This window comes from Chitinimonas sp. BJB300 (assembly GCF_002735695.1).
GTDB lineage: Bacteria > Pseudomonadota > Gammaproteobacteria > Burkholderiales > Chitinimonadaceae > Chitinimonas.
In genome coordinates this window covers 24,379-42,594 of the sequence record NZ_PDZH01000028.1, presented here as the reverse complement: position 1 = coordinate 42,594, position 18,216 = coordinate 24,379, and the positions used below count along the sequence as shown (strand labels likewise).

General features: G+C 57.7%; 4 protein-coding genes. All 4 read left to right on the top strand.

Annotated features, from left to right (window positions below; genetic code table 11):
* Nucleotides 1–627 precede the first annotated feature (627 nt).
* The 4 genes from CSQ89_RS06875 to CSQ89_RS06860 all read left to right on the top strand — a co-directional run bounded on the left by CSQ89_RS06875 (nt 628) and on the right by CSQ89_RS06860 (nt 18,184).
* Complete coding sequence (locus CSQ89_RS06875) at nt 628–1,050, top strand: hypothetical protein (protein ID WP_099405440.1); 423 nt, start codon at nt 628–630, stop codon at nt 1,048–1,050.
* A gap of 188 nt (nt 1,051–1,238) precedes the next feature.
* Nucleotides 1,239–1,469 (top strand): hypothetical protein, encoded by a 231-nt coding sequence (locus CSQ89_RS06870; RefSeq protein ID WP_099405439.1) that lies wholly within the window; start codon nt 1,239–1,241, stop codon nt 1,467–1,469.
* A 396-nt stretch (nt 1,470–1,865) separates the two neighbouring features.
* Nucleotides 1,866–17,801 carry an FG-GAP-like repeat-containing protein gene (locus CSQ89_RS06865; protein ID WP_158228928.1) on the top strand — a complete coding sequence of 5,312 codons (15,936 nt, stop codon included), beginning with the start codon at nt 1,866–1,868 and terminating at the stop codon, nt 17,799–17,801.
* The gene (locus tag CSQ89_RS06860; protein WP_099405437.1) at nt 17,798–18,184 is read left to right on the top strand and encodes an SMI1/KNR4 family protein; all 387 of its coding nucleotides are present in this window, start codon (nt 17,798–17,800) and stop codon (nt 18,182–18,184) included. Before CSQ89_RS06865 ends, CSQ89_RS06860 begins: the two co-directional genes overlap by 4 nt.
* Nucleotides 18,185–18,216: the final 32 nt, after the last annotated feature.

Sequence of the window (18,216 nt, the reverse complement as noted above, 5' to 3'; positions counted from 1 at the left end):
GGGTACTCGTGACACCGCTCCCCGGCATGGGCGTGTGTCATCGTATCGGCGATAGATCAATCAGCCTGCCTACGGCCAATTCAGCGCTCGGGGGCCAGATCAAATCCCCATAGGCCATCGCCTACTCAAATATCCCGCAGCATCCCGCGGTTTCCTCCCTGGAGGTTTATTCAACGTCTGCCCGCTGGCGCCATCTCGCGGGCACGCTCATCGCGTATGGGCAGACGTCGAACAAACCTAAACCAAAACAGACGTCCAACCCTGGGCATCTCAGTGTCTGGTTCTCGGCCTTATGGAAAGCTTTCCATAAGGCCGAAAACCGGACAGTCAGAAACATCAACCGATACTTACGCAACCGGCTGAACACGAACAAACTCCATCTGGTTTAAACCTCAACAAGCCGTTAGGCTAAACCATAGCCTTCTGCATGATGTGAATCCCCCCGGATATTGAGGAGGCTCCATTTTCTCAATATCCGGGGGGATTCAAACAACCAATTCTTGCGAGTGCACCCAGGCTTAGTGATCGATCAATCGCATTTAAACTACCGTCAACCAAAAGCAAATCTATATGAATCCCCGAGCTTCATTACCCCTGAAAGTCGCCTACTGTCTTGTACTCCTAGGCATGATCGTCCCATTCGGTCTGGCACAGTCAGGTTGGATAGGGGCTGCAACTGGCGGTAGCGCATTTTTCGGTATTTCTTTTGTTGGTCCACTCCTGTTCTTGGCGCTGGGTATTTATCGCATCTATTTGGTTGCTCGCGTTCCCGGCATTCTGGATTCGCAGACCTCCACTGGCTTCATTGCTTTCATGCGTGTCATCGGCACCCTTTGCCTCTACTTTGGGGCTGTAGTTACAGTACTCGGCTGGGTAGCAGGTCCGTTGATGCGCGTATTCAACACGGTGAAATCAGAAAGTGGCGTAGAGTATTTTGTTGTCGGACTGTATCTGACGCTTGCTGCTGGCATAGGTGTTGTTGGCTTATTTCTCTATGAGTACAGCCGATTACTTGCTTTCGAACGTAATGCGCTTCAAACCAGGGACTGACTACTTCGGGCCGGAGTTAGAATTGCGCATTACGATCAAACGTATACTACCTACCATTCTTACAGTGCTCATTTCTGCACTTTCTGTTTCACTCGCCGATCCATCAAATCAAGCCGAGCAAGCTGTTATCGTTCGCTTTTAACTACGGCTCTAACAACCTCTCACGGTTATTTCAACTTGAAGACAAGTTGGAGCAGGCAACGACACAAGCCAAGGTTGGCGAATATGACGGTCACGAAGTAGACGCCAATGGCGCTACGGTTCATTTGTATCTATATGGACCAAGCGCAGATCGACTATTCGAGACGGTCAAACCAATATTGAATTCAACTGAGTTTGTGACGAATCCAACCGTGAAATTGCGCTATGGCCCGCCCAAAGCTGGTGTTAAGCAAAAAGTTCTCGACCTCAAGCGCTGATTGTCAGCCATATTGTCTTGAGTCGACTCTTCGCAAACAGTCGCATGATCCATGTGATCGATAGGGCAACGGCCTCATCCAGGAAGAACTAAGCCCTACAGTCCTTCTAAGTCAGGTGAAAGTTACGCCGTTTTCGCCCCGAAAACTCTACCTCACTTACTGTTCTACAACTTTTTTCAAAAAATTTGCACCGGCCTGTGCTTCGCTGTAGGCCTATATTTATCAGATACATAGCTGCAAATATTGGGCATACAAAGTATACAAAATCAAGTTTTGATCAAAATTTCTCAACTTTTTTCATTCACCCCCTAAACAGTTGCGTACATCACCTGGACACATTGTTCGACTAACGCCGCTAACGCTATAGCGGCTCGCTTTTTTCGGAGAATGGTAGAGATGGTGGCAATCGTTGCAGGGCAGGATACGGGTTTGTTTCACGGCAGTCTGGCACCACGCTTGGGGGCCGGGCAGTCTGCCCAGACAGTTGGGCAGGCCGGCGAAGGCGTGTTCGTCAATGTCGCCCACGGCAATCTGGTCTTGCAACGCCGTGATGAATTACTGATCGGCCGCGGCGTGGACGCCGATGTCCTGCGTACCTACAACAGCCAAGCCAAGCTCACCGACGACAACGGCGATGCCTGGTGGCTCGGCGGCTATCGCCTGCTGCGCAACCTCACTGGCACGGTCAATACTGCCGGCAGCACGATCGAGCGCGTCAGTGCCTATGGCAGTGTGCAGGCCTTTACCTACGCCAATGGCCGTTATTCCAGCACCCAGGGCGACGGTGCCCACGACAGCCTGAGCTGGGACGGCAGCGCCTGGACCTGGACCGACGGCAGTACGCGGGTGCAGGAGCGCTATGCCGCCGATGGGGCGGTCTATCGCCTCAACCAGGTCAAGGACCCGGCGGGCAATGCGATTGCCTACCGCTTCAACAACGGCCTCTTGACCAGTGCCACCCTCGCCAATGGGGATAAGGTGGATTACGTCTACACCGGGCGTAACCTGAGCCAAGAGAAGATTACCCGTGTGGACGGCACCGCCGTCAGCCGTACCCACTACCAATACGACAGCGCCAACCGCCTCAGCGAAGTCCGCATCGACCTCAGCCCGGACGACAACAGCATCGCCGATGGCAAGGTGTATACGGTCAAATACACCTATGACGGTGCCAGCCAACGCTTGGCGGGCTTGACCCAGACCGATGGCAGCACCCTCAGCTTCACCTATCAGGAAGTCAGTGCCGGCGACTTCCGTATCGCCAGCGTCACCGACGGCCTCGGTCAGGTCACCCGCTTTGCTTACGATACCGCCCAACGCATCACCACCGTCACCGACCCACTCGGCTATGTCACCCGCTATACCTGTGATGCCCAGGGCCGCTTTACCCAGATCGACGGTCCGCAGGTGGACGGGCGTAGTCAAAGCCTGCGCTACAGCTACGATGCCGATGGCAACCTGAGCCAGACCACCGATGCCCTCGGTAACCGCGTCACTTACACCTACGACGCCCACGGCAATCAACTGAGCCAGCAGGACAGCGCCGGGGTGCGGATTGATCGGCGTTACGACAGCTTTAACCAGCTGATCGCCGAAACCACCTACCGCCAAGTGGACCCTGATGGCGCGGGGGCGGCCCAGGCCAGCGGCGCGCAGACCACGCGTTATGTGTATGACGACAAACAGAACCTGCGTTTCGTCCTTACCCCCACGGGCCGGGTCACCGAATACCGTTACGATGGCTTTGGTCAACGCAGCAGCCAGCTCGCTTACAGCCAAGCGCTGTATGACGTCAGTGCCCTGGGCATCGATGCCACCCCCACACTGGCTCAGCTGAGCAGCTGGGCGACGGCCCACACCAATGAGCAGGTCAGCCGGGAAGACTATGCCTATGATGGCCGCGGTGGTTTACAAACCACCACCCGCTTTGGCAGTGTCAATGCGCAAGGGGTGGGTATCGCGACCGATGCCACCATGACTCGCCACACCTACGACCTGTCGGGCCGGGTGCTGACTCAACTGGACGTCGCCACCGGCCGCCAACAAACCCATGGTTACGATGGCCTGGGCCGCTTGCTCAGCACCGTGGACAGCGCCACCCCGGCCCAGACCGTCACCCGCCAGTACGATGATGCCGGCAAGAAGTTGACGCTGACTCAGGTCAACGGGCGTATCGATACCCAGAGTTATGATAGCGCCGGCCAGCTCATCGGCGTGATCCAAGCCGGCCTCGCCCCCATCAGCTATCGCTATGACGCCCATGGCAACCGCATTGCCGAGATCGATGGCGACGGCAAGGTCACCCGTAAGGTGTACGACGGTAATCAACGGCTGCGCTACACGGTGTCGCCACTTGGTGTGGTCACGGAGCAGCGCTACGATGCCCTGGGCCGCGCCAGCCAGACCGTGGTTTACGCCAGCCCGATCAGTCTGGCGGACACGGCCAGCCTGCTGGGCCCGCTGACCCCGACGACGTTCGCTACCCGCCTCACCCCCAGCGGGGACGACCGCAGCAGCTGGCAGTTCTACGATCAAGCGGGCCGTCTGACGAAGAAGGTCGATGCCGAAGGCTATGTCACCAGCCTGAACTACGATGGCGCCGGTCGCCTGCTGAGCGAAACCCGCCACGCCACACCGACGGCCACCGCACTGCAAGCCACGTTGACGGCCGAAGCAGTCATCGTGGTGGCTGACGCTGCCAAAGACCGCACCACCCGCTACTTCTACGATGCTGACGGCAAGCAAACCGGGGTAGTGGATGCGGCAGGCTTTCTGACGGTGCACGACTACGATAGCGCAGGACGGCTGGTGCATACCGCTCGCCATGCCACGCCGCTGGATTACGCGGCGCAGATCAAGGCCAGCGGCGCCAAGGGTTATTGGCCCCTGAACGATGCCGATGGCACCGCGCGCAATGCCATTGCGGGTGGCCCCACGGGGCAATACCCCACCGCCGGTAGCACAGCGAATGGCTTAGCGGGGCATAGCGTCCAGCTCAATGGCGTTGACCAAGCCGTCAAGATCGAGAACCAGCCCCGCCTGATGGGTGATGGCAGTATCGAGCTGTGGTTTCAACCCACGGGTAAACAGACTTATCAGTATTTCTTTAATGGTCTTGCCGGTTGGCAATTCGGCACCGAAGCCCAACGTGGGCTGGCAATACATGACAATAATGAAATCGCTTATCGCGATTGGGTCACGACAGACGTTGCCACGGCCCTCCGTACCGGGGTGATCGCCGAACCAAACCAGTGGTATCACGCCGTGGTCACCCACAAAGCGGGGGTGGTCGAGGTCTACATCAATGGCGAGCTGAAGCTGTCGGCCACGCCAGCCCAGTCCGCCAATGCGTCTTCCACGCTGTTCTTTGGCGGGCTGGTGTGGCAAGCGGGGCAGAATCGCGCCCTCAATGGCAAAGTGGCGCAAGCCGCCATCTACGATGTCCCGTTATCCGCTGCCAGCATCGCACGCCATCATGCTTTGGGCCGTGCGACGCTGCCCGCCGATGCCCAACCGTTCTCTCTGGTGGCCTTGAGCCCGGCTGCTACACCCCAAGACCAGCACAGCTGGCGGGTGTACGACAGCCAGGACCGCCTGGTGGGCAGCATCGACGCCGAGGGTTATCTGACGGAAGTGCGCTATGACGCCGCCGGCCGTAAGATCGCCGAAACGCGCTATGCCACCGTGGCGAATACTCCCCCCACCGTCGGCGGCGTCCGCCCGACCCTGGCGGCATTGCGTCCTGCTGCCAACGCCGAAGACCGCAGCACCCTTTATACCTATACCGCCCGCGGTGAGATCGAAACCGAGACCGCTGCCGATGGCACGCTCACCCGGTATACCTACAACGCCGCCGGCCAGTTACTGCGCAAGACCACCGCGGCCAATGACGCCAGCGAGCAACGCAGCCTTCTTACCGACTACGACAACCTGGGTCGCGTCACGCGCGAACTGAGCGCCCAAGGCGTGCTGTTGACCGAGCAGGACACCCCGGCGGCACAAGCCGAACGCCAGCGGCTGGGCTACCCTGCCGCGCTGGCCAGCCTGAGCCCGGCGCAAAAGACCGCCCTGCAAGCGGCCCATGCCACCACTTACGCCTATGACCATGCCGGTCGCCGTATCAGCAGCACCGATGCGCGCGGCAACACCACCCGCTATTACTACGATGCCGCCGGCCAGCTGCGCTACACGGTCAACGCGCTGGGCGAAGTACGCCAGCTGGATTACACCGCGTTTGGCGAAGTCAGCCGCACGACGGTCTATACGCAACGGCTGGGCAACCTGACCGGCCTCAACGGCGGGCTGCTGACCGACGCGGTCAAGCAAACCTTGACCGCACTGGCCAACGCCAATGACGACAAGACCAGCAGCACGCACTACACCCTGCGCGGCCTGGTCAAGGAAGCGCTGGACAGTCTGGGCAAGTCCACCCGCACCACCTATACCGCCTTTGGGGAGATCGACACCCGCAGTGCGTCGATTGACGCCCATCGCCAAGTCCAGTCCCGTTTCCAGTACGACGCCCGCGGTAAGCTGATCCAGACCACGGAGGACGTCGGTGGCTTGCATGTCATCACCGCCACCGAGTACGATGCCTTCGGCCGCGCCACGGCCTTGACCGACGCCAACGGCCACACCACCCGCACCGAGTACGATCGCCTGGGTCGCACCGTGGTGGTGACCGACCCGCTCAATGCCAAACGCACCACGGCTTACGATGCGTTTGACCGCGTCCTCAAACAAACCGATGCGCTGGAGCACACCACCACCACTGAGTACGATACCGCCAACCGCCGTATCACCGTCACCACGGCCGATGGGGTCAAAACCAGCAGCGAACGCAACCGGCATGGGGAGGTGGTCAAGCTCACCGATGGCAATGGCAACACCACCACCTACCAGTACAACGCCGATGGCAAGCTGCAAAGCAGCACCGACGCCTTGGGCAATACCAGCCGTAAGGCTTACGACAGCGTCGGCAATGTCATCAGCACGACCGATGCCAATGGCACCGTTACGCAATACCAGTACGACGCCGCCAACCGGCAACTGCAAAAGCAGATCGACCCGACGGGCTTGAACCTCACCAGCCGCGTCACGCTGGACGGTCAGGGCCGCACGGTCACGAGCACCGACGCCAATGGCGTCATCACTCGCAATCACTTCGACCGCAAGGGCCAGCTGACGGCGGTGGTGGTGGACGAAGGTGGGCTGAAGCTGCGTACCGAATACGTCTACGACGACCAGGGCCGCACGCTGACGCTGATTGAAGGCGCCGGCACCCCAGCCGCCAAGACCACCCAGTACGAATACGACAGGCTGGGCCGACGGATCAGCGAGACGGTTGACCCCGCCGGCTTGAAGCTGACCACGCGGTTTGATTACGACGCCAAAGGCAATGTCATCGCCAAAACCGATGCGAGCGGAAACAAGACCCGCTTTGCCTATGACGCCTTGGGCCGCAAGGTCGGGCAGGTCAACGCCGCAGGTATCGCCACCGGATATGTCTATGACAGCGTCGGCAATCTAGTCAACACCACCACCTATGCCACCCCATTGAAGCCCAAGGAAGGCAGTGTCGACATCCTGGCGCAGGGGGACTTCAACGGCGACGGGATTCAGGACCTGTACGTCAACAGCCAGACCTTGGCCGGACTGCAACATATCCTGTACGGCACCCGCCATGGCAACTTCCGTGACCATGTGATGGCGCCGCTGCATAGCAGCTGGGCCGGCTACCAAGTACTGGCCAAGGGCGACTTCAATGGGGATGGCCGAACCGACCTGTACCTCAATGCGACCGATCTCGGTGGGAATAATCGGCAGCACATCTGGTACGGCAAGGCCGACGGGGGGTTCGAGGATGTGGGTATCGACCCCTTGTCCAAGGCCTGGGCCAACTATTCGATCCAAGCGACCGGCGACTTCAATGGGGACGGCAAGACCGACCTGTATCTCAACATCGAAAACCTCGGTGGCGGTAGTACCCAACATATCTGGTATGGCAAGACGGGCACTGGCTTTACTGACAGCGCTTTGCCGGCATTGCACAGCAGCTGGGCCAGCTATAAGGTGCATACCAGTGGTGACTTCAATGGAGATGGGCGTACCGACCTGTATCTCAACACGGGTAACTTGGGCGGCAATGGCACTCAACATGTCTGGTATGGCAAAGCCGATGGCGGTTTCCAAGATGTAGCGATAGCGCCCCTGCACAGCAGCTGGCTGCGCTACAAGGTCCGCGCCACGGGTGACTTCAACGGTGACGGCAAGACCGATGTCTACCTGAACATCGACAACCTGGGCGGCCAGGGTACGCAACATATCTGGTACGGCAAGGCGGATAGCGGCTTTACCGACAGTGCGTATGACCCCTTGCACCATACCTGGGGCAGATACGATGTGCTGGCGACCGGCGACTTCAATGGTGATGGCAAGTCCGACATCTACCTCAATGTGCCCGATCTGGATAAGGGCAATGCGACCCAGCATGTCTGGTACGGGCAGAATGCGCCCGGATTCAACGACCTGGGCATCGCGCCGCTACCGCTGGATTACGGCCCTTACCTGATCCTGGCCAGCGGCAATTTCGACGGCACGGCCAACCAACAGGAAATCCTGCTGGGACAGCGCGATCCGCTGGCAGAAGGTGCCAAGTTGCGCCTATGGCGCGGTAACGGCATGGTGGGGTTCTTGGATAGCGCCGTGGGCTTATCCCCGAGCTGGGACAGCTACACTCAACTCTTGGCGACGGTCACGCCGGCACAGAACCAACGCACCGAATACACCTACGATGCCCTGGGCCGCAAGCTGACCGAAATCGTCGACCCCAACGGGCTGAAGCTCACGACGAGCTTTACCTATGATGCTGCCGGCAATGTCATTACCAAGATCGATGCCAATGGCAATGAGACCCGCTTTGCCTATGATGCCGCCAACCGCAAGGTGGGGCAGATGGACGCAAAGGACGTCGCCACGGCTTACAGCTATGACGGTACCGGCAAACTAATCAGCACAACCACCTTTGAGACGACCTTTGCCAATTTCGATGCCCCAACATTTTGGGGTGGCGGCGGTGCACTAGGGAGCGCTGACGAAGAAATACAGGTACACGGCGACTTTAATGGTGATGGTCTGCCAGACCTGTTTGTAACCAGAAAGAGTCTGACCGGGGTGCAGACTATTCGTTATGGCACTGCCGACGGGGGGTTTCGCAACGAACAGTTGGGGGCATCAGATAAAAACTGGACAGGCTACCGAATCCTGGCGTCTGGGGATTTCAATGGCGATGGTAAGACCGACCTTTATCTGGATAGGGTCGATGGCAAGACCAAGGAGGATAGCCAACATATATGGTGCGGTCAGGAGAGAGGAGGGTTTAACGATGTCCGCCTCAAAAAGACCGGTGCGGAGTATGAACAAGCGAGTCACTATCCGGTTATAGCGAGCGGTGACTTTGATGGCGATGGCAGTACTGATCTCGTTCTGAGTAAAAGGGGCTATTTCCATTTTGTTCGCGGGATGAATACGACGGAAGATACTTTTTACAGCATCTATCCCGATCGACTCGGGGGCTTCAGGGCAAGCAATTTCAAGGTACTGGCAAGCGGCGACTTTAATGGTGATGGCCGGACCGATCTGTATCTAAGCTTCGACGATTCGCTCGATGCATTGGACTATCGGTCTCGTGGGACTGGATTTACTGCACTCTATTACGGGCTTGCTGCCTCAGACCCTGAAGCAATTAAGGGCTTTTCATTATCTGAGCCCGCCGTGTTGAAGAACACCGAATTGCTTGGTAGTGGTGACTTCAATGGCGATGGTAAAACCGATCTGTTCGTGGATGCCCCTGGTTTTGGTGAAGGCATTTGGTATGGTGGTTACACAGGGGAGGGTGAACAGACACTGGCAACACCGCACTGGCCTACCAACTTCAGACCCAAACCGAACCCGCCTACGGTCAACAATTCAGGCGGCGCCGTCTCCGCAGGCTTGCCCCCGGTCTCCAGCACACCACCAGCCACCCCTACACGCGTGTGGCGTGGCAAGGGGATGTCCGGTTTCTATGAAGCGCCGGGCAGCAGCCTGTCGGCCAAGTGGTCCCAGTATCTCAGCATCCTGCCGACGTTGTCGCCCGAAGAAAGCCGGCGTACTGAGTATGCCTATGATGCCGCGGGCCGACTGATCAAAGAGATTGTCGACCCGGCTGGCCTCAAGGTCACCACCGGCCAGCGCTATGATGCCAAGGGCAATGTAATTACCAAGACCGACGCCAACGGCAAGGCGACCCGGTTCGCCTACGATGCCGCAGGCCGTCAGCGCTTCAGCGTTGATGCGGCTGGGTACGTACAAGAACAGCGGTTCGACACGTCTGGGCAAATCATCGCCACAGCGCGCTATGACAAGCCGCTTACGCTGACCGGAGACCTCACCGAGGCAATCGTATTGGCGGCGCTCGCGGCGGCTGGCAGTACGCCCATGGTAACGGCCTACACCTACGACGCAGCGGGCCGTCGTCTCACGGAAGTCACCGACGCAGCGGGCCTTAAGCTCACCACCACCTTTACCTATGACACCCTGGGCAATGTCACCAGCAAGCAGGACGCCAATAGGGGCATCACGCAGTTTACTTACGATGCCTTGGGCCGCCAGCGCTTCAGCGTCGATGCCGAAGGCTATGTGCAGGAACAGCGTTACAACGCGGCCGGTCAGCTGGCCAGCAAGGGCAGCTATGACCAAAAGATCAGCCTTAGCGGCTTGGTCAGCGACGCCAGCATTGTTGCCGCACTGACAGCGGCGGGTGCGGGAAGCGCGCCCACCAAGATCACGGAATACACCTACGATGTGACAGGCCGAAAACTCAGCGAAACCACGGCAGAAATCGCTATCCGAGTTGACCTTCCTACCACCGCCGAAACACAGCGCGTCAAACTGGTCACCCGATTCGAATACGATCAGCTGGGAAATCTGAAGAAACGGACAGAAGCGGCAGGTATCAAGGGCAAGGAACGCATCAGCGAATTTGCTTACGACGCACTAGGCCGGCAAACAAAGCTTAAGCAGGCCAGCTTTAAGACACTGTCAGGGGCGTCAGGGCAGCTTACGAGTGATTGGATCTACAATCGGGATAGCCTTAGCTTCTACAATGGTTTTTCGACGTTTTCCCCCACCAGTCAAACCTATTACGACAGCTTTGGCAATGCGGTTGCCTACCAGGATGTCGGTGGCAACTGGCTATACAAAGCTTACGACCCGTTGGGTCATGTTCGGTTTGAATCCGATGCCGAAGGCTACGTCAGTGAATTCCAGTACGACGCCGTCGGTAATCGTACCGCCTTAATCCGCTACGCCACGAAATTCACGTTTGCCCAGCAGCGTAAGACGGGCTATTCCCAGCTCGATTTCATCAAGCTGGTCGAGACCAAACGCAGCCCCGCCGACCGTGCCATGCTGTACCAGTACGACCATGCCGGCCGGGTGACGCAGGTTACCGAACCAACCGCCTACCAACTGGACCGTATCGGCGACAAAGCCGCCGGCACCGAGGCCGGCAAGATTACCCGTAACCAGTACAACGCCCAGGGCTTGCTGGTGAAGCAATCGGTGTTGCTGGCGCAGGTGGGCTCTACCGAGCAATGGGCCGATACCACCTATTACTACGACGCAACGGGTCGCAAGTTGGGTCAAGTGGACGCCGAAGGCTATGTCACCCGATTGGCATACTTCCCCTCGGGCAAGATCAGCCGGGAAGTGCAATACGCCAAGGCCTTGGTAGCGGGTAGCTGGAACGAATCCAGCGATCTCGCCGCCCTGGCTGCCACCCTAGACGGACAGGTCGATGCCGGCAACGGCGAAACCCGCAGCACCCGTTACGAATACGACAAGCTGGGGAATCGCACGGCCGAGGTGAAGGAGCACCAGCTCGATCTCGGTGCGAACCTGTTCGATGCGGCTGACGATACACGGATCGAGGTCGCTACCCGCAGCCGTTACGATGCGTTCGGCAATGTGATTGAAACCACCGATGCGCGCGGCAACCGGGTGTTCAATTACTACGACGTACTGGGGCGCATGACGCACCAGGCGAAAGCCACCCAACGGGTAGGCAACACCGACCACTACACAGTGACCCAGTTCGAACGCGACGCCCATGGCAATGCGGTGCGCACCACCCGTTTTGCCACGACCGTGACCCTGGCCAAGGAGGCGACCCGGCCCGATAGCCTGACGCTGCCTGCTGCCAGCCCGATGTATGACCGTGTCGAGCAACGCGCCTTTGACGGGGCGGGGCATGAAACGGCATACCGGGTGGATCTGGATACGCACGACAAGGTCGTGGGCAACCAGATCATCAAAAAGACCTTCTACGACAAGTTCGGCCGTACCTCAATGGAATGGCAGGGCGTCAGGGATGCGGCCAGAGGGGAAGAAGCGAGCCAGAACAATCAGGTCAGCGTCTTTACCTACGACCGCAATGGTAACCAGATTGCAACCGATGAGCGCTTTGCTGCGCAGCAGGTCAATACTGGTAAGCCAGCGGAGGATGAATACGACGGTACGACCAGAACGAAGCGCACCCAAGCAAACTACAACGCGTTTGGTGAAGTCACCGAGCGCCGCATTGATGGCTTCGTCAACGGTAAATACGAATACGACAACGCCGGCCGCATCTGGCGCAAGTATGAGTCAGGGGTTTGGTCCGGGCATTTCTACAACCGGATGGGTTGGGAAGTCGCGCAGGTGCATTCCCCGCTCGAAGGGATGATCAACAAGGACACCGGCAAGGGAAGCACCCCGATTACGGGCAAGTCTTCCGCAGCCGCGCTGGTGCAGGAAGCCGTACTGACGGTCGGTACCAATGGCGGGTACCAACTGAAATACCTGACCGACTACGACCACTATCGCACCACCCATTCCAGCTACGACAAATTGGGCCGGCTGGTCAGCAAGGAAGGGCCGGCGATTCGGAGTTATCTGGATAGGCCGGACACCCTGCTGAGTGCCGGCTTGCCGGAGGGTGGCCAGATTGCGAGCCAGACTGCGCTGACGGGTGAGATCAAGAACGATGTGACTGAGGAAGGGCATAACGCCAAACTCGGACCCTGGAAAATCTACAGCCCGAATATCAATGTCAATTGGGCTCCTATCAACACCCCCGGACAATACAGCGCCATTCAGGTCGAAGTGTCGGCGATCATGAAATTTGGTAATCGCGCCACGATCACCAAAGTCACCAATGGCATCAGCCCAAACGCCACCAGTGCCAATGTCAGTTTTGCGTTTGAGAATAAAAAGAGTCAGGCTGAGATTGACCGTATCGATTGCATCACCATCTATGGCGTCAAACCAGACGGCAGCAAAGTCACTTTACGCCACACAGGGGATGGCGACATCACGGTGCTGCCTGTTCCCAAGCCTGCGGATGGTTCCAATACCTGGCTGCGGATGGTCGACAACGCCGGCCAGGTAACGCACGTGATTTCTCCCCCTATCACCACCTTGAGCGTGACTGACCTGGGCTTGTCGGACGGGGGCACTTTGACAGTGCAGCAAATCAACCTGCTGCATGGTGATAGCCTGACGGCGGATACCCGTGACGAAACTTTGGCTGAGCGCGCCACCAGTCGGCAGGACTACCTGCTGACTTTCCGCCAGGGCCAATACAAGCTGACCCCTGTTAACGGCGACAGTCGCTTTGTCAGTCATAGCCGCAGCGTGACCACCAGCGAGTTTGACCGCTGGAACAACCGTATCGGCACCACCCTGAGCAGCGTGGGTGAAGCGGCGCGGCCGGGTGGCAACCAAGCGATGACCACGCGCTGGCAGTACAACGGGCAGAACCAGGCGCTGGCAGAAACCGGGCCTACGGTGAACCAAGTCAGTGCGGGCGGGACAACACGTTCAGCGCTGACCAAACGCTTTGCGTACAGTCTCCATGGCGACCTGCTGGGGAACAAGGATGGCAATGGCAACCTCACCCGCCAGCAGTTCGACCAGTTCGGCCGTTTGACCGCAACCCGTTACGGCGCTTCGGCAACGGACGCAAGCGCTGGCCTGGCGGGCGATGAAAACGAATACGACACGCTGGGACGACTTTCGTTAACGAAAAGCACCGTTGGTGAAAAACCGCTGACGACGCGCCTCCGCTACAACCGGCTGGACCAATTGACCAGCATGGAGCGTGAAACGCAGGTCAACAAGATCCTGATTGGCACTAGAAATCAGATCTCACCAGCGTGGGGGGAGAGTGCACAGCCGAATGTTGAATGGGAAACCCATACCCAGTTCAATGCCTTCCATTACGACGCGGCCGGCAATCGGGTATTGGTAGAACGGTACGCCGGGGGAGCGTTCAACAAACAACAGACTTGGTACCGGTACAACACCCTGGGCAAGGTGACCGAAAGCGAGGTGCTGGAGCATCGCAACGGGGAAATCAGTCAGGGCCTGCGGCAGACCACCCGCTATGACGTGCTGGGCAATAAGCTTGGCGAAACTAGTGCCTGGGGCACGCGGGAGGCGCCCGGTCTTACAGAAAGAAAGACTTGGCAGTATGACATTGAAACCGGGCGGCTGATCGGTCATACCGACCTGGGCGGGCATGAGTACAGCAACTACCGCTACGACGGAACCGGGGCGCAGCTGGGCTATGACTTTACCTATCAAGAAAAGGTTGGCAGTACCTCCGCCATGCCTGGGTTTGTCTACGCAGTGCCGGACAGTGACGCCACGGCGGCCGCCAGTAGCGAAACGCCAACGACGTCCTCAGACAACTTGGTCCGTAAGAAACGAGGCCTGATCAAAGACATTGGCAGGGCGACCGGCGTTATTCCCAATGCCATTCTCGGTGGTGGCTCGGGGGGAGGCGATACGTTACTGCCTTTCGTGGATCGCGTCACCACCACGATCCATACGGTTCGCCGCAATAACACCTATGACGCTGCGGGCCGGTTGACGGAACAGCGGGACACCGAAGACACCATCCAAACGATTTGGACCGACACCATCGGGAACGAGCCTGCCAAGGAAACCAGTAATACCAAGCAGGTCTTCCTTGATCGCAACCTCGGCACACAGCGCCAGCGCTACGACCGGCTGGGCCGCCTGAGTTTCGAATCGATGGACCGTGGCGACAAGGGCCGCTGGAGCCAAGCCTCCGAATACGACGAAGCCGGGCGGGTACATGGGGTGTATGCCGAAGGCGTGGGTACCCAATATGGCTACGACGGCAACAACAACCGCATCGTCGTCACCGGCACCCATGGCGATAACCACGCCAAGACCGAATCCTGGTACAGCTATGATTTCATGAACCGTGTCACCCTCAGCCAGGGTGAGCGCATCAATGGCGAGGTCAGCAATCGCAACAAAGGGGAATACATCACCTACCTGGGCAGCACCCAGCAGCGCAGCAGCGTCTCGCGCTACCGAGCTGAGGGCAATACGACCACTGACAAGTTCTATTACGACGGTTTGGGACAAGTCACCGTAGTGGCGCAGCGCGACTCTGCACCCAATGCCCGCATGGTTGTGCTGCAAAGCCGACGCGAATACGACTACCTGGGGCGCACCTTCATCGAAGAAGTGCGCAAGCCCGATGGCAGCTTCGAGCAGCGTCGCCACAACAGCTACGACGCCAGCAGTCGACTGATCAAGCAGGAAAGCTACCTGAAGGAGGGCACTTGGAGTACGCCACCAAGGCCACAGCCACCCACGCCAAGCAACCCGGAGAATCGGGAAGTGCCGGCAGAGGCACGCTACCCCACCAACGTCGTGACCGCTGCGTTCACTGAACCGTTTGTATCTCAGTATATTCCGGGTGAGGTGGGGATGATCGTGAGCTACAGCTACGAGGGTTCACGCCTGAAAGGGACGCTCCTCGAGCACAAGGGGTTTGATGAACTCTATCTGGATGGTGACGGCACCATCAAAACGCGCTTGAAAGACCCCTATTCCGACAGCACAACCTATACCTACAAGGGGTTTGAAAGCTGGCGGGAAGTGGAGCAGGAACGTAACAACAGCCGACATGGGCAGAATTCCACCACTACCACGCTGGACTACCTTGGCAATACCCTCGCCGTCACCGATCCCTTCGCGTCCAGTGAGCACCACAAGCAGCGCAACTTGCTGACCGACCTCAATGGTCGTCTTCTGGAAAAGGCCGGCGGGAACAGCACCGTGCACTATGCCTATGTGGGCGGCAATACGGTGGCGTCCAGCGGGGGTATGGGCGAGGAAGCCAATGTCGACTTCGCCAGCGAAGTCCGTAGCAGTACGCACGCCCCCGTCGCTCAATCTACCTACACGGTGAATGTCGGCGACACGCTGCGCAAGGTGGCGTTCGCCGTATGGGGCGACAGCAGCCTGTGGTACCTGATCGCCAACGAAAACGGACTGACGGCCACTGCCGATGCGCTGCTTAGTCAAGGCACTGCGCTGCGCATTCCGAATGCCGTGTCAGCGGCCAACAACGCCGACACGTTTACGCCCTATAACCCTAGCCGATTGGTAGGCGACACCACGCCTGGGTTGCCGCCACCGCCCAAGGGCAAGTGTGGTGGATTGGCGCAGGTCATTGGTATTGCGGTCACGGTCATGGTTACCATGGCAACGGGCAATCCCGCCATAGGTGCAACAGCGGGCGATATGGCGCGCCAGTACAGCTATGCCGCCTTCAACAACCAGCTCGACTACGGCGACTTGCTCTTGCGTGGCCTGCCGTTTGGCATTATTGGGGGGGCAATACTGGGTGGTGACCTGAGGCGTCCGCCCGGCTTCACCAAGGACTACGAATACGACTACATGAGCACGGCGACTGCTGCCGCTGCGGCCGCCATCGGGAAGTACATTGTTGCGGACCATGTCGCCTGGGCGGGCGTTGCCGCACCGTCAGTTCAAGGCGCCGCCATGTACGCCACCAGCTATGGCTTGAACCGGCTGCAAGGCAACGATCCGACCTTCCGCTGGCGCGATATGGCTGGCGCAGCGCTGGGCAATGACCTGGCGGTGGGTGTTGCCGGCCATCTGCCAACCGCGAATGGGTTTGCCGGCCAGTTTGTGAACAAGATGGTGATCGGTGCCAGCTACCGTGCGGTGCAGATAGCCATCAATGGTCAAGGCAAGATGGAGTTCGCCAATATCGCGGCTTCGGCGTTCGGTGAAATACTTGGAAACAGCATTGCAGCTAATGGCCGGGAGCGGGTTGGGGCACAAGACCGTGCGTTGCGCGATCTAGACAAACAGTCCTACAACGTCGCCATGCGGCTAGCCGCCGCCACCGGCAAAGATATCAACGATCCAGCTGTTGCCCAGCAATTGGCTATGTTCGGTCGGTCAGCCACCAACCCAGACCTGAGCCCGGCAGAACGGTTGGCCGATGCAGATAAGTTCTACCAGTTTGCGGGTGCGACCGAAGAACAGGTGAAAGACCTGCATGGCATTTCCAAACCGTTCTTTGGGCGCAAAGATGCTGTAGTAGAGATTGGGCCGATGACGATAGTAGGCGAGGGTCAGATATCTGGCTCTGGCTACAACACCGCAGAAAACAACGGTACGTCTTTCTTTGGAAAGGATGTTTCCCGCTTCCTGAACAAGACTGGTGGATTAGCAACGGAGATCGGTCAGCAAATCGAGAACAAGCCGTATCTGAAGTGGGGCTTGGAAGCGATTGATGTCCTCGCGGGTCCAGTCGCTTATGCAGGTAGAAAGGCACTGGCCGCTAGCCCTGTGGGTGATTGGTTGCAAGCGCGCCAGATGGATGCGGTCAATTGGGTAGGTAATAACAGTTACAATCCAAGCGGTGAAGCAGCTTATGGCCAAACAACAGGGGTCGGTGGACTCACGTTAGCGTCCATCGGGGTAATGGGCACTACCGGCGCAATGAAGAATGTGAGAGCAGTTGCCGGTATCGGACCTTCAAGACCTGGAGGCTACGTCACACATGACATTGATTCGCATGGCATTCTGAGTCCTCAAATAAATAGGGCAAGTGGCTTTACGAATACCAAGGCGGACAATTATGTCCAATCACATCATCCAATTCAGGATAAGTGGGCGCAGGAAAATATTGTTGGTTATGACAGGAATGCAGCTCCAGCCATACTTTTGGAATCGTCTTCAGGTTCTCCGCATGCCAAAATATCAGCGGCTCAGCGCTCTCTTCGCCGAGAAATGAAGACTAATGAAATGAACCCATGGGGAAACACAATCAACCAAGAGTTCAATATTGGTTACAAGCAAATGATTGATGCTGGTGTACCCGCTAACCAGGCAAAGAAAGCCATCAAGGACAGCTATAAGTATTTCGACTCACTGGGAGCGTTCCAATGAATATAAAATCCATAAGTGGTGTAGCAGAAATTAACAAAGGCGCAACCCAGAATGAACTAATTTCTCTTGAGGTACAACTTGGGAATTCAATTCCCTCTGAGTATCGAACGTTGCTTGAAAATGCAAATGGGTTTGCTTTGAAAAATGGTTTAATAGTATATCCCACTGCTGAAATATTTGAACGAAATGAGACATTTGAAGTTACTGAATATGCACCAGGATATTTAGCGATTGGAGATGATAGTGGAGGTAGAGCAATACTTATTTCTATTGAAGGTAATGGAGTTTACTTAGTAGATCAGGGAAGTATGGACCCAGATGAATTTGAATTACTAAGCCCAACACTATCCGACTGGATTTTGCAAGGCTGTAAGCTTGTATAGGGTCATAATGAAGGGCCTAATTTATTAGGCCC

What these genes read in the sequence shown, in the direction of transcription:
- CSQ89_RS06875 (WP_099405440.1), top strand. Translation starts at nt 628, where the DNA reads ATGATCGTCCCATTCGGTCTGGCACAGTCAGGTTGGATAGGGGCTGCA.
- CSQ89_RS06865 (WP_158228928.1), top strand. Translation starts at nt 1,866, where the DNA reads ATGGTGGCAATCGTTGCAGGGCAGGATACGGGTTTGTTTCACGGCAGT.
- CSQ89_RS06860 (WP_099405437.1), top strand. Translation starts at nt 17,798, where the DNA reads ATGAATATAAAATCCATAAGTGGTGTAGCAGAAATTAACAAAGGCGCA.